Source organism: Thioalkalivibrio sulfidiphilus HL-EbGr7 (assembly GCF_000021985.1).
Classification (GTDB): Bacteria; Pseudomonadota; Gammaproteobacteria; order Ectothiorhodospirales; family Ectothiorhodospiraceae; genus Thioalkalivibrio_A; species Thioalkalivibrio_A sulfidiphilus.
On record NC_011901.1, the window covers coordinates 1,183,437 to 1,195,874 of the forward strand.

General features: G+C 65.0%; 11 protein-coding genes. 9 read left to right on the top strand and 2 right to left on the bottom strand.

Annotated elements, in window-relative coordinates; genetic code table 11:
- Positions 1-4 precede the first annotated feature (4 nt).
- A complete protein-coding gene (locus TGR7_RS05505; RefSeq protein WP_012637669.1) occupies positions 5-1,936 on the bottom strand; it encodes a TonB-dependent receptor plug domain-containing protein in 1,932 nt (643 codons plus the stop codon).
- A 70-nt stretch (positions 1,937-2,006) separates the two neighbouring features.
- Here TGR7_RS05505 and cysM point away from each other — a divergent pair, with 70 nt between their 5' ends.
- The 6 genes from cysM to TGR7_RS05540 all read left to right on the top strand — a co-directional run bounded on the left by cysM (position 2,007) and on the right by TGR7_RS05540 (position 6,755).
- Positions 2,007-2,900: a cysteine synthase CysM gene (cysM, locus tag TGR7_RS05510; RefSeq protein ID WP_012637670.1), complete on the top strand. Its 894-nt coding sequence runs from the start codon at positions 2,007-2,009 to the stop codon at positions 2,898-2,900.
- Positions 2,897-3,682, top strand: coding sequence for a 3'-5' exonuclease (locus tag TGR7_RS05515; RefSeq protein ID WP_012637671.1), 786 nt, complete (start codon positions 2,897-2,899; stop codon positions 3,680-3,682). The genes cysM and TGR7_RS05515 overlap by 4 nt, the downstream gene beginning before the upstream one ends.
- Positions 3,682-5,022 carry a 23S rRNA (uracil(1939)-C(5))-methyltransferase RlmD gene (rlmD, locus tag TGR7_RS05520; protein WP_012637672.1) on the top strand — a complete coding sequence of 447 codons (1,341 nt, stop codon included), beginning with the start codon at positions 3,682-3,684 and terminating at the stop codon, positions 5,020-5,022. The genes TGR7_RS05515 and rlmD overlap by 1 nt, the downstream gene beginning before the upstream one ends.
- Before the next feature lie 245 nt (positions 5,023-5,267).
- A complete protein-coding gene (locus TGR7_RS05525; protein WP_012637673.1) occupies positions 5,268-5,489 on the top strand; it encodes an addiction module protein in 222 nt (73 codons plus the stop codon).
- 448 nt (positions 5,490-5,937) lie between these two features.
- On the top strand, positions 5,938-6,255 hold the full coding sequence (locus TGR7_RS05535; protein WP_012637675.1) for a HigA family addiction module antitoxin: 318 nt from the start codon (positions 5,938-5,940) through the stop codon (positions 6,253-6,255).
- Positions 6,256-6,326: 71 nt separating this feature from the next.
- Positions 6,327-6,755, top strand: coding sequence for a hypothetical protein (locus TGR7_RS05540; RefSeq protein ID WP_012637676.1), 429 nt, complete (start codon positions 6,327-6,329; stop codon positions 6,753-6,755).
- A gap of 147 nt (positions 6,756-6,902) precedes the next feature.
- On the opposite strand, the gene katG is transcribed toward TGR7_RS05540, so the two are convergent.
- Positions 6,903-9,074 carry a catalase/peroxidase HPI gene (gene katG, locus TGR7_RS05545; protein WP_012637677.1) on the bottom strand — a complete coding sequence of 724 codons (2,172 nt, stop codon included), beginning with the start codon at positions 9,072-9,074 and terminating at the stop codon, positions 6,903-6,905.
- A 401-nt stretch (positions 9,075-9,475) separates the two neighbouring features.
- Here katG and TGR7_RS05550 point away from each other — a divergent pair, with 401 nt between their 5' ends.
- The 3 genes from TGR7_RS05550 to TGR7_RS05560 all read left to right on the top strand — a co-directional run bounded on the left by TGR7_RS05550 (position 9,476) and on the right by TGR7_RS05560 (position 12,420).
- A complete protein-coding gene (locus tag TGR7_RS05550; protein ID WP_012637678.1) occupies positions 9,476-9,862 on the top strand; it encodes a DUF302 domain-containing protein in 387 nt (128 codons plus the stop codon).
- 19 nt (positions 9,863-9,881) lie between these two features.
- Entirely contained in the window at positions 9,882-10,832 is a 951-nt protein-coding gene (locus TGR7_RS05555) for a zinc metalloprotease HtpX (RefSeq protein ID WP_012637679.1), read from the top strand.
- A 91-nt stretch (positions 10,833-10,923) separates the two neighbouring features.
- Positions 10,924-12,420 (top strand): amidohydrolase family protein, encoded by a 1,497-nt coding sequence (locus TGR7_RS05560; protein WP_012637680.1) that lies wholly within the window; start codon positions 10,924-10,926, stop codon positions 12,418-12,420.
- Positions 12,421-12,438: the final 18 nt, after the last annotated feature.

The window sequence follows — 12,438 nt, forward strand, 5'->3', positions numbered from 1 at the left end:
TGACCTAGTAGATATCGGCATTGGCCGGTGTTCTCCCGTCATAGCCCCGTGCCAGCAGGTCCTGTACCGTGACACCAAGACGTGCATGCCTATTCAGGGTCCACTCGGCGGAGACATCCAGGAAGCCATCGTAGGCATCCGTAGGCGCGCCGTCGATCCAGTTCACCTCGGAATAATGATAGTAGGTACTCGAGAGGCGCAGCTGATCGGTGACCCGGGAGGTGATGGCGGCGTTGAGAATGCGACGCGGGACTGCTTCGCCGTAACGGCCGTCGCCCTGTTCGCTCATGTCATCCCGGTTGAAGTGATAAGTCAGGCCACCGTGCAGGCGGGTTCGGTCCGAGAGCCAGTACCCGAGCTGCATCTCGATGCCCTGGTAGGCGACGCCACCCCTGTCGGCAAAGGAGCGTGAAGCGTTGATGGCATCGATGAATCGCGTGATCCTGTTGCTGAAGACCTTGGTGTCGATGGCCGCGCGACTACCGTTGAGTGAATAGTGGTGGCCTATTTCGTAATACTCCAGTCGTTCGGGCTTCAGGCCGCCGTCGGCATCGAGAATGATGACCTCGTAGGTGTTTCCAAAGATGTCCATTGGGTAATAAATCTGACGCGCCAGTTCCTCCGTGGGTGACGGTGTGCGTGTCGCCCTGGAGGCAATGAAGCGGAAACTGTGCGTCGGGTTTGGATGTGCATTCAGCGCAAGCCGGGGCGAGAACTGGTCGCCGAACAGGCGGCTGCGTTCATAGCTGGCTCCCAGATTCAGTGTCGTGATGGCGCTGAGGTCGAATTCGAGATTCCCGAATACCCGTTGCATGTCATCACTGACCGGGCTGCGTTCGCTGAAATAGGTGGACGAGGTGACCTTGTCGTGGCGAAGCCCTGTGCCCCAGATCAGGCGGCTCCCGGGTGAGAGCAGCGTGCGATGTTCAAACTCCAGGTCGTGTCGATCCGTCCGGTGATTGAAGTCCAGCGCCATGTCGACGAGCGGGATGACTCCCTGGAAGAGAAAGTCCCCGGTATTGAACTCGTCGACCGTGGCGAACTGCTGGTAGTAGTACTGCAGGCTCCAGCTTTCTCCGATCCCGGTGTCCCTGTCCAGTCGCATCTGGACGAACGCGCTGTCAGTCGTGAAGCGACGCTCGGGATCAACAGGGTTATCCATGAAGCCCCGCGCCTTGCGTGACTGTCCGAACCCTGCCTGGGTGGTCAGGCTGTGTTCCTGGGTCATGCGGTAATCCATGCGCAGGTTGGCGAACTGGGCGCGCTTATCGCTGTTCGTGTCGGGGAATCCGTTGTCTTCCTGGGTGGACAGGGTCAGTCGGTAGTCGAGGTTGTCCCGGCCGCCACTCTGCCGCGCCACCAGGTCGCGAACGCCGTTGGTGCCGAGGCGGCTGGTCACATGGTGGCCCCGGACCTCGGCAGGGTGGCGGGTGATGATATTGATGACGCCCAGGAAGGAGTTCGGGCCATAGGCGGCGGAGTTCGGACCGCGGATCACCTCGATGCGCTCGATGTCCTCGATGGCCAGTCCCAGGTCGGTCCAGAACACGCCGCCGTCGAAGGGCTGGTACACGGAACGGCCGTCCACCAGGACCTGCATGCGCCTTGCATGACGCTCCGGGAGTCCGCCGTAGGTCACCACGGGCTCGTGGTTGCTGTGCCGGGCCACGATCATGCCCGGCACCAGGCGCAGGATGTCCACCAGTTCCCGGGCGCCGGAGGCCTCGATCAGTTCCCGGTCGATGACGGTGACGGCGGCGGGGGCCTCGGCCACCGGTTGCTGCAGGCGGGTGGCGGTCAGCACCACCGGCAGGTCCATGAAGAAATCGTGTTCCGTGGGCAAGGGGTCCTGCTGGGCCTGGGCCACGGGCAGGGATGTCAGGGCTGCGCCCAGTATCGATATGAGTATGCGAGTCAGCTGGTTAGCGGGTTTCATGGGTCCGGGACGCCCCCTGCGCGTCGTGTTTATAATGTCGGCTCTCGTCCCTGACGGTCCCTGAGCGAACATGAAGTCCTATCCCACCCTGGAAGCCTTCGTCGGCAACACCCCCCTGGTGCGCCTGCAGCGTCTGCCGGGGCAGACGACCAATACGATCCTGGCCAAGCTTGAAGGCAATAACCCCGCCGGCTCAGTGAAGGACCGCCCTGCGCTCAACATGATCCGCAAGGCGGAGGCGCGCGGCGAGATCCGCCCCGGGGACACCCTGATTGAGGCCACCAGCGGCAACACCGGCATCGCCCTGGCCATGGCGGCGGCCATCAAGGGCTACCGCATGGTCCTCATTATGCCGGAAAACATGAGCGCGGAACGCCGGGCCTCCATGAAGGCCTTCGGCGCCGAGATCATCCTGGTGTCCCGGGAGCAGAGCATGGAGGGGGCCCGGGACCTGGCCAAGCAGATGGAGGCCGAGGGCAGGGGCCGGGTGCTGGACCAGTTCTCCAACCCGGACAACCCCCTGGCCCACTACGAGGGCACCGGCCCGGAGATCTGGCGGGATACCGGCGGTGAGGTGACCCATTTCGTCAGCGCCATGGGCACCACCGGCACCATCATGGGCACCTCCCGCTACCTCAAGGAGCAGAACCCGGCGGTACAGATCGTCGGCGTGACCCCCGCCGAGGGCTCCAGCATCCCGGGCATCCGCCGCTGGCCGAAGGAATACCTGCCCAGCATCTTCGAGGACTTCCGCGTGGACCAGACCCTGGAGGTCTCCCAGGCCGAGGCCGAGGACACCATGCGCCGCCTGGCCGCCGAGGAGGGCATCTTCTGCGGGGTCTCCTCCGGGGGTGCCGTGGCCGCCGCCCTGCGGCTGTCCGCCCAGGTGGAGAACGCCACTATCGTGTCCATCATCTGCGACCGGGGCGACCGCTACATTTCCACCGGAGTATTCCCCGCATGACCCCGATCATGGTGTTCGACATCGAGACCGTCCCCGACGTGGAGGGCGCCCGGCGCATCCACGGCTTCGAGGGTCTCTCCGACGAGGACACGGCCAAGGCCATGGCCCAGCTGCGGGTGCAGAAGACCGGCAGCGAGTTCCTGGCCCACCACCTGCACCGCATCGTGGCCATCTCCGTGGTCCTGGCTACCCGGGACCGCCTGGCGGTCTGGTCCCTGGGCGACGAGGACGCCAGCGAAAAGGAGCTGCTGACCCGCTTCTTCGAGGGCGTGGAGCGCTACACCCCGACACTGGTCACCTGGAACGGCGGCGGCTTCGACCTGCCGGTGATCCACTACCGCACCCTGCTGCACGGCATCAGCGCCGCCCGCTACTGGGAGATGGGCGACGACGACCGGGAGTTTCGCTACAACAACTACCTGTCCCGCTTCCACTGGCGCCACGTGGACCTGATGGACGTGCTGGCCGGCTTCCAGGCCCGGGCCAACGCCCCCCTGGACGAGGTGGCCAGCCTGCTGGGCTTCCCAGGCAAGATGGGCATGAGCGGCGCCAAGGTCTGGGACGCTTACCTGGCCGGCGACATCCGCGGCATCCGCAACTACTGCGAGACCGACGTGCTCAACACCTACCTGGTCTACCTGCGCTTCGAGCGCATGCGCGGCCGGCTCACGGAGCAGGCCCTGGAAGCGGAACTGGAGCGGGTGCGGCACATGCTGGCGGAATCCCCCGAGGCGCACCTGGGCGCCTTCCTGGACGCCTGGCAGGCGGGGAAGAACGCCTGATGGGCCGCAGGGCCCGTTCCGCGCCGGTGCCCCAGGCCCCGGTGGAGGTCACGGTCGAATCCCTCACCCACGAGGGCCGCGGTGTGGCCCGGGTGGAGGGCAAGGCCCTGTTCGTGGACGGCGCCCTGCCCGGGGAACGGGTCAGCGCCCGCCTGGTGGCCCGGCACCGGCGCTACGACGAGGCCACGGTGGACCAGGTGCTGGAGGCCTCCCCCGACAGGGTCGAACCCCGTTGCGCCCATTTCGGCCTGTGCGGCGGCTGCAGCCTGCAGCACATGAGCGACGCCGCCCAGGTCCATGCCAAGCAGCAGGCGGTGCTGGAGGTCCTTGAGCACGTGGGCAAGGTGGTCCCGGCGCACATTCTGGACCCCCTGCAGGCCCACGCCTGGGGCTACCGGCGCAAGGCGCGCCTGGGGGTGAAATACGTGCCCAAGAAGGGTGGCGCCCTGGTGGGTTTCCGGGAGCGCTACAGCCACTACCTGGCGACCCTGGAGGCCTGCGAGGTGCTGCACCCCTCCGTGGGCAGGCGCATCATGATCCTGCGGGATTTCCTCTCCACCCTGGACGCCCGGGACCGCATCCCCCAGGTGGAGGTGGCGGTGGACGACGAGGACCGCACCGCCCTGGTGTTCCGCAACCTCGATGCGCTGAGCGATGCCGACATGGAGCGCCTCAAGACCTTCGCCGCGGCCCAGGACGTGCAGGTCTGGCTGCAGCCCAAGGGGCCGGACACGGTCCACCCCCTGTCACCGGAGCAGCCGGAGCCCCTGTACTACGCCCACCCGGATTTCGACGTGCGCATCCCCTTCGGCCCCCTGGACTTCGTGCAGGTGAACCGGGACATCAACCGCGCCATGGTGCCCCGGGCCATCGAACTGCTGGAGGTGGGGCCGGAACACCGGGTGCTGGATCTGTTCTGCGGCCTGGGCAACTTCAGCCTGCCCCTGGCCCGGCGCGCCGGCCACGTGGTGGGCGTGGAAGGGGAGGCCGTCATGGTCGCCCGCGCCCGGGACAACGCAGAACACAACGGTATCCGCAACGTCGAGTTCCACGCTGCCGACCTGGCCGCCCGTGACGTGATCGATGCCCCCTGGGCCCGGGCAGGTTTCGACCGCATCCTGCTGGACCCGCCCCGTGCCGGCGCCGCCGGCGTGATGAAACTCCTGGGACGTCTCAACGTGCCGCGCATCGTCTACGTCTCCTGCAACCCGGCCACCCTGGCCCGGGACGCAGACACCCTCGTGCACAGCCTGGGCTATCGCCTGGAGGCAGCGGGAGTGATGGATATGTTTCCCCATACCGCCCATGTGGAGTCGATGGCGGTGTTTGTGAAGGGGTGAGGGTGGTGGTGCGTGAGGGGTTAGGCGAGAGGGGATAGGGGAAAAGCGAACCGCGAAGGGCGCGAAGGGATGCGCGAAGGTCGCAAGGTGACTGAATCGCTATGGATTCTGTCGTCACCTGCCGGTTGTATGGATGGCCCCAGTGGATTAACGGTCTCCCAAGAAAGATCATAGAATTATGGATATTCGGAATTTCTGATCGCCCCCATCCAGGATTGTCCAAAGCGTATCAAGAGAGGTGCTATATGAAGGTAAAAGACCTGATCGATGAGGCGGAGGCGCTTCCTGTGGAGGATCGGGTACTCGTGGTTGACTCGCTCCTGCGTAGCCTTAATCCGCCTGAGTCGAAGATGGATGAGAAGTGGGCGTCGATCGCGCGGAAGCGTTTGCAGGAAGTTCGCTTCGGCGCAGTTGAAGCCGTCCCAGGCGAAGATGTGTTCGCAAAGATCTGGGGCGACCGATCGTAATGACCTTTCGTTTTCATCCCGAAGCCGAGCACGAACTTCGAGAGGCCATTTCATACTATGAGGATATAGAGCCTGGTCTCGGATACGATCTTTCAGTTGAGGTTTATTACGCGATTCAACGAGCTGTGGCACATCCACAGGCATGGCCTGTACTGGATAGCGATATTCGGCGGGTTTTGGTTCGAAGATTCCCTTATGGTGTGCTGTACTCCGAGGAACAGGACGCACTGCTCGTCCTTGCGGTGATGAATCTTCATCGAGAGCCAGGCTACTGGAAAGGGCGTCGTTAGATGGCGAACCATGTCAACCTGCCGCCGCTGGAAGGCTGTTGAAAAACCCTCAGGCTGCGCCATGCAGCGGGCAATACAGAATCTGCTTTGTGCTTTGTCTGGGGTCAACATGGACCTGCCAGAGTCGAAGTCACCGATGATCACTAGAGCTACCCATCATGGTGCGAATTCCAACCCATAGACCGCCTACCCATCCCGGCGAAATGCTTCGGGAGGAGTTCCTCGTGCCTATGAACATCAGCCAGCGTGATCTGGCGGACGCCATCCATGTCCCGTATCAGCGGGTCAATGAACTCGTGAATCAGAAGCGAAGTATTACCCCCAGCACTGCGCTCCGGCTGGCGAAGTTTTTCGGGGTTTCCCCGGATTTCTGGCTGAATCTCCAGGTACGGTGGGATCTTTATCGTGCTCAGGTTGCCGAGGCTGATGAGTTGGCATCCATCGAGGATTTTCATCATTTACAGAAAATGGCCTGATAGCGATTCCCTTCCCCAACCTGTGCGGGAAGTTGAGTCGGTCGGCATGATTTCCACTGATCAAGGCAACCATGAACCAAGATAACCACGCCAGAGAAATCGCCCTCCAATGGATCGACGCGGTGGAGCGCACCGCCCGTGCCCTGGACCATCCCGCCCACATGGACCTGGTGTCGAAGCGCGTCCGGGTGCTTGGCATCCCCGGTTTCGAGGCCATCGGCTACGACGACTGGTTCCGCCAGTGCGAGCATGAGTTCAAGGACGGCGTGCTCAAGGACGTCAGCTACACGGGCCTGCGCATGAGGGCCGCCACGGACAGGCAAATCATGTTCCAGACCGTGGAGCGGGTGGAGGCCAACGACGGCACCGTCATACGTCGTGGTCTGGAGGTGGTGCTGGACAAGGAACCGGACGGCCAGTGGCGCGTGCTGCAGCAGCGCATCATGCCCGATCACGAGGCGATGCATTACGGATTGCTGGATGCTGGGTCGAGCAGTTAAACGGGGAGATTCATGCCGACCCGCCTGACAATGGGTTCCACCCACACAAAAGAAAAGGGAACGGTGGACTGATCATCCACCGTTCCCTTTGTACATCTCCCGGACCACCACCCTCCCTGGCGGCAACCGGGTCACTTCACCTGCCGATCACTTCAGATCGAAGCGGTCCGCGTTCATCACCTTGGTCCAGGCGTTGACGAAGTCGCGCACGAACTTCTCCTGGTTGTCGTCCTGGGCGTAGACCTCGGCGTAGGCGCGCAGGATCGAGTTGGAGCCGAACACCAGGTCGACCCGGGTGGCGGTCCACTTGACCGCGTCCGTCTTGCGGTCGCGGATCTCGTAGTGCGCGCCGGCCGGTTTCCAGACGTTGTTCATGTCGGTCAGGTTGACGAAGAAGTCCTGGCTCAGGGTGCCCACCTTGTCAGTGAACACGCCGTGCTTCGCGCCGCCGTGGTTGGTGCCCAGGACCCGCATGCCGCCCACCAGGACCGTCATCTCGGCTGCCGTCAGGCCCATGAGCTGGGTGCGGTCGAGCATCAGTTCCTCGGCGCTCACCACGTAGTCCTTCTTCACCCAGTTGCGATACCCGTCGTGGATGGGTTCCAGTACCGCGAAGCCATCCGCGTCGGTCATCTCCTGGGTCGCGTCGCCACGGCCCGGGGCGAAGGGCACGGTGACGTTGACACCCGCGGCCTTGGCGGCCTGCTCGATGCCTACATTGCCGGCCAGCACGATCACGTCGGCCACGCTGGCACCACTGTCCGCGGCGATGGGCTCCAGCACCGCGAGCACCTTCTGCAGGCGGGCGGGCTCGTTACCTTCCCAGTCCTTCTGGGGTGCGAGGCGGATGCGTGCACCGTTGGCGCCGCCGCGGAAGTCTGACTGGCGGAAGGTGCGGGCGCTGTCCCAGGCGGTGGCGACCATCTCGGCGATCGACAGACCGGAGGCGGCGATCTTCGCCTTCACCGCATCCACGTCATAGCCGGTCTTGCCGGCCGGGACCGGATCCTGCCAGATCAGGTCTTCGGCGGGGACCTCCGGGCCGATGTAGCGGGCCTTGGGACCCATGTCGCGGTGGATCAGCTTGAACCAGGCGCGGGCGAAGGTCTCCGTCAACAAGGCCGGGTCCTTGTGGAAGCGCTCGGAGATCTTGCGGTAGATCGGATCCTCGCGCATGGCCATGTCGGCATCGGTCATGATCGGCTTGCAGCGGATCGACGGATCTTCCACATCCACCGGCATGTCTTCCTCGCGGATGTCGACGGGTTCCCACTGCCAGGCGCCGGCGGGGGATTTCTTCAGCTCCCACTCATGGCCGAACAGCATGTCGAAGTAGCCGTTGTCCCACTTCGTCGGATGGGTCGTCCAGGCGCCCTCGATGCCGGAGGTCACGCTGTCGCGACCGATGCCGCGGGTCTTGTGGTTCATCCAGCCCAGCCCCTGCTCGCTGATGTCCGCGCCCTCGGGGCTCGGGCCCAGGTTCTCGGCGCGGCCGTTACCGTGGGTCTTGCCGACGGTGTGACCGCCCGCGGTCAGGGCCACGGTCTCTTCGTCGTTCATGCCCATGCGGGCGAAGGTCTCGCGCACCTGGGCGGCGGTCTTGAGCGGGTCGGGCTTGCCGTTGACGCCTTCGGGGTTCACGTAGATCAACCCCATCTGCACCGCGGCCAAGGGGTTTTCCATGGTCGAGGGGTCGTCGACGCTGCCGTAGCGTTCGTCGCTGGGCGCCAGCCACTCCTTCTCGGCACCCCAGTAGGTGTCCTTCTCGGGATGCCAGATGTCCTCACGGCCGAAGCCGAAGCCGAAGGTCTTGAGACCCATGGACTCATAGGCCACGTTGCCCGCGAGCACGATCAGGTCGGCCCAGGAGAGGCGGTTGCCGTACTTCTTCTTGATCGGCCACAGCAGGCGACGGGCCTTGTCCAGGTTGGCGTTGTCGGGCCAGGAGTTGAGGGGCGCGAAGCGCTGGTTGCCGGTGTTGGCACCGCCACGGCCATCGGCCGCGCGGTAGGAGCCGGCGGCGTGCCAGGCCATGCGGATCATCAGACCACCGTAGTGGCCCCAGTCAGCCGGCCACCAGGCCTGGCTGTCGGTCATCAGCGCCTCCACGTCCCGTTTGACCGCGGCGAAGTCCAGGGTCTTGACCGCCTCGCGGTAGGAGAACTCCTCGTCCATCGGGTTGGTCTTGGTGTCGTGCTGGTGCAGGATGTCCAGGTTCAGGGCCTTGGGCCACCAGTCCATGTTGGACGTGCCAACCTCGGTGTTGGCGCCGTGCATCACCGGGCATTTGCCGGCGGATTGGATGTTTTGTGCGGACATGTGTTCCTCCTGATTGATGTCTGTGTAGGTAGTACGAGTGCTCGATGACTACTCTAGTTCAAGATGCTCGATTAATTTAGTGAATTATGTTTATTGTCTCTATAGTCACTGGCTATTATGATTTCGGCTAATCGGGTCGTGTCCGCCGATGCGGCCTCGGTACGGAATCGAGGGCCCCGGACGTTGTGGAGGGTGTGAGCGTGGAGAGAGGGTCTTCCCGTGCATCCGCGGGATTCCTTTCACGCGATGCCGGTGTTCACAGGGTTAGAATAGTCGGGATTCTTCACCGGCGTGTGACGCTGCGAGTTCTGGATGCGTCAGTCCCGTGGGCGGTTGGGTGAACCACTTCGCGGTGTCCATCGTCATGTGCTTCAACCTACAGCAAGCAATGAGGTATTTCCATGTACGGATTCAGCAAACAGGTTTCATGCGGTTTCGATGACGCGGTGGCCCAGGTGACCGCCGCGCTTAAAGATGAAGGCTTCGGCGTGCTCACCGAGATCGACGTGAAGGCGGTGATGAAGGCCAAGCTGGACCTGGACAAGCGTCCCTACAAAATCCTCGGCGCCTGCAACCCGGTGCTGGCCAACAAGGCGCTCACCGCCGAGCCGGACATCGGCCTGCTGCTGCCCTGCAACGTGGTGGTGCGCGAGGAGGAGAACGGCGCCATCACCGTCGCCTTCATGGACCCCCAGGCGGTGCTGGACCTGGTACAGCAGCCGGGCATCCACGACCTGGCCGGCGAGGTGAAGGCGCGACTGGAGCGGGTGCGCGACGCCCTCAAGTGAGCCTTGCACCGGGCGCCCCATGGACCCGCTGAGTATTGCCCGCCATCGCTGGGTCAACGCCCTGCAGACGGCCCTGCTGGTGCTGGGCCTGATGGTGCTGCTGGGCGCGGTGGGCTGGCTCGTCGGCGGACCCGGTTACGCCCTGATGGCCATCGCCGTGGTGGTGGTGCTGTATCTGTTCAACCCCGCCATGTCGCCCGCCCTGGTGATGCGCCTGTACCGGGCACAGCGCCTGGATGCGCGCACGGCCCGGGTGCCGGTGCAGATCCTGCAGGAGCTCTCGGAACGGGCGGGGCTGCCCGGGAGCCCGGCCCTCTACTACGTGCCCAGCCGGTTGATGAATGCCTTCTCCGTGGGCGACCGGCGCGAGGCGGCGGTGGCGGTCTCCGACGGCCTGCTCCGGGGTCTGGATACCCGCGGGCTGGTGGCGGTGCTGGCCCACGAGGTGAGCCACATCGCCCACAACGACCTGCGCACCATGACCTTCGCGGACCTGGCCAGCCGGCTCACCGGCCTGCTGTCCCTGGTGGGGCAGTTTCTGCTGCTGGTGAACCTGCCCCTGCTGATCCTGGGGGAGCAGACCATCAGCTGGTTCGCCATCGCGCTGCTCATCTTCGCGCCCACCCTGAGCGCCCTGTTCCAGCTGGCCCTGTCCCGCAGCCGGGAGTACCAGGCGGACCTGGGCGCGGCGCGGCTGACCGGCGACCCGGAGGGGCTGGCCCTGGCCCTGGCGCGGCTGGAGCGGGTCCAGGGGGGCTGGATCGAACGGGTGCTCATGCCCGGCTGGCGCATCCCGGAACCCTCCTGGCTGCGCACCCATCCGTCCACCGAGGAACGCATTGCCCGACTGATGCAGCTTGAGCAGACCATGCACCGGGCGCCCCTCTCGCCCGGGCCCTACGACCCGGCGGCGCTGCTGCGCCAGGATCTGCCGCGCCCGCGCTGGCGCATCGGCGGCACCTGGTTCTGAGCGCCGGGGGAACCCCGGCCCCGGGTCATGGTCGGCATAGAGACTGAATGCTTCCCGGAACCGCGAAAGCCGAACCCCAAGGAGTCCCGCCATGAGCCGTTTCCTGAGCCCCGAAGAGATCGCCGAACTGCAGCCCTCCGAGCTGCTGCCCAACGAGACCCCCATCCCCACCCAGATCGTCTCCAGCGACGAGTTCTATCCCACCCCCCAGACCGGGCCCCAGAAGCAGGTGGAGGCCCGCCTGCTGGCCATGGCGGACGAGCTGGGCAGCCACCAGGGCATGAACCGGCGCCAGTTCTTCCGCTCCGCCGCGGGCATGGCGGCGGCCTTCGTGGCCATGAACGAGGTCTACGGCCTGGTGTTCGGCGCCAGCCGCGCCGAGGCGGCCTCCCCGGAGCTGGCCAACGAGCGCGCGGGCACCTACCGGGACCAGTTCATCATGGACATGCACACCCACTTCCTGCGCGATGACACGCGCCTGGAGCGCTTCGTGCGCATGCGCGAGGCGGTGGGCCGGGCCGGCTGGAACAAGCCCCTGGGCGAGCGGGAACAGACCCTGGAGGATCTCAAGTACGAGAACTATCTCAAGGAGATCTACCTGGACAGCGACACCAAGATCGCGCTGATCTCAAGCTCCCCCTCCGACGAGGCCCAGGACTGGTTTCTCACCAACGAGCAGATGGCCGAGGCCCGGGAGAAGGTCAACGCCCACGCCGGCAGCAAGCGCCTCTACACCCATGCCATCTTCACCCCCGGGCAGCCCGGCTGGCTGGAACAGCTGGACGCTGCCCTGGAACTCAAACCCGATTCGGTCAAGGGCTACACCGTGGGTGACAACACCCACAAGGCCACCAGCCGCTATCCCTGGCGCATGGACGACGAGCAGGTGGCCTACAAGGGTTACGAGAAGATGCTCAAGGCCGGCGTGAAGAACGTGTGCGTGCACAAGGGGCTGTTCCCCCCCTCCATGGACGAGCGCTATCCGCATCTGCGCGACTACGCCGACGTGCGCGACGTGGCCCAGGCGGCCAAGGACTGGCCGGACCTGAACTTCATCATCTACCACTCCGGCTACCGCCACGTGGGCGGCGATCCGGCGGTGGCCCTGCAGGAATTCGAGACCACCGGGCGCATCGACTGGGTCAGCGACCTGGCGGACATTCCCGAGAAGTACGGGGTGAGCAATGTCTACGGTGATCTCGGCCAGGTGTTCGCCACCACCCTGGTGGCCCAGCCGCGGGTCTGCGCCGCCATCATGGGTATCCTGGTCCGGGGCCTGGGCGCCGATCACGTATGCTGGGGCACCGACGCCATCTGGACCGGCTCGCCCCAGTGGCAGATCGAGGGCCTGCGCCGCCTGGAGATCCCCGAGGATATGCGCCGCCGCCATGGCTTCGCGGAACTGGGTGCCGCCGACGGCGCGGTGAAGAACGCGATTTTCGGTGGCAACAACGCCCGGCTCTACGGCCTGAGCGAGCAGGCGCGCCGTGCCTTCGCCGGCGACCGCATGGCCGCTATCAAGGCGGACTACGAGCGCAACGGCGCCGAGCGCAGCAACCTGCGCTACGGCTACGTGGCCCGGGGCTGACGCCTGGCGGTCGGGCAC

What these genes read in the sequence shown, in the direction of transcription:
- TGR7_RS05560 (WP_012637680.1), top strand. Translation starts at nt 10,924, where the DNA reads ATGAGCCGTTTCCTGAGCCCCGAAGAGATCGCCGAACTGCAGCCCTCC.
- cysM (WP_012637670.1), top strand. Translation starts at nt 2,007, where the DNA reads ATGAAGTCCTATCCCACCCTGGAAGCCTTCGTCGGCAACACCCCCCTG.
- TGR7_RS05540 (WP_012637676.1), top strand. Translation starts at nt 6,327, where the DNA reads ATGAACCAAGATAACCACGCCAGAGAAATCGCCCTCCAATGGATCGAC.
- rlmD (WP_012637672.1), top strand. Translation starts at nt 3,682, where the DNA reads ATGGGCCGCAGGGCCCGTTCCGCGCCGGTGCCCCAGGCCCCGGTGGAG.
- TGR7_RS05535 (WP_012637675.1), top strand. Translation starts at nt 5,938, where the DNA reads ATGGTGCGAATTCCAACCCATAGACCGCCTACCCATCCCGGCGAAATG.
- TGR7_RS05555 (WP_012637679.1), top strand. Translation starts at nt 9,882, where the DNA reads ATGGACCCGCTGAGTATTGCCCGCCATCGCTGGGTCAACGCCCTGCAG.
- katG (WP_012637677.1), bottom strand. Translation starts at nt 9,074, where the DNA reads ATGTCCGCACAAAACATCCAATCCGCCGGCAAATGCCCGGTGATGCAC.
- TGR7_RS05550 (WP_012637678.1), top strand. Translation starts at nt 9,476, where the DNA reads ATGTACGGATTCAGCAAACAGGTTTCATGCGGTTTCGATGACGCGGTG.
- TGR7_RS05505 (WP_012637669.1), bottom strand. Translation starts at nt 1,936, where the DNA reads ATGAAACCCGCTAACCAGCTGACTCGCATACTCATATCGATACTGGGC.
- TGR7_RS05515 (WP_012637671.1), top strand. Translation starts at nt 2,897, where the DNA reads ATGACCCCGATCATGGTGTTCGACATCGAGACCGTCCCCGACGTGGAG.
- TGR7_RS05525 (WP_012637673.1), top strand. Translation starts at nt 5,268, where the DNA reads ATGAAGGTAAAAGACCTGATCGATGAGGCGGAGGCGCTTCCTGTGGAG.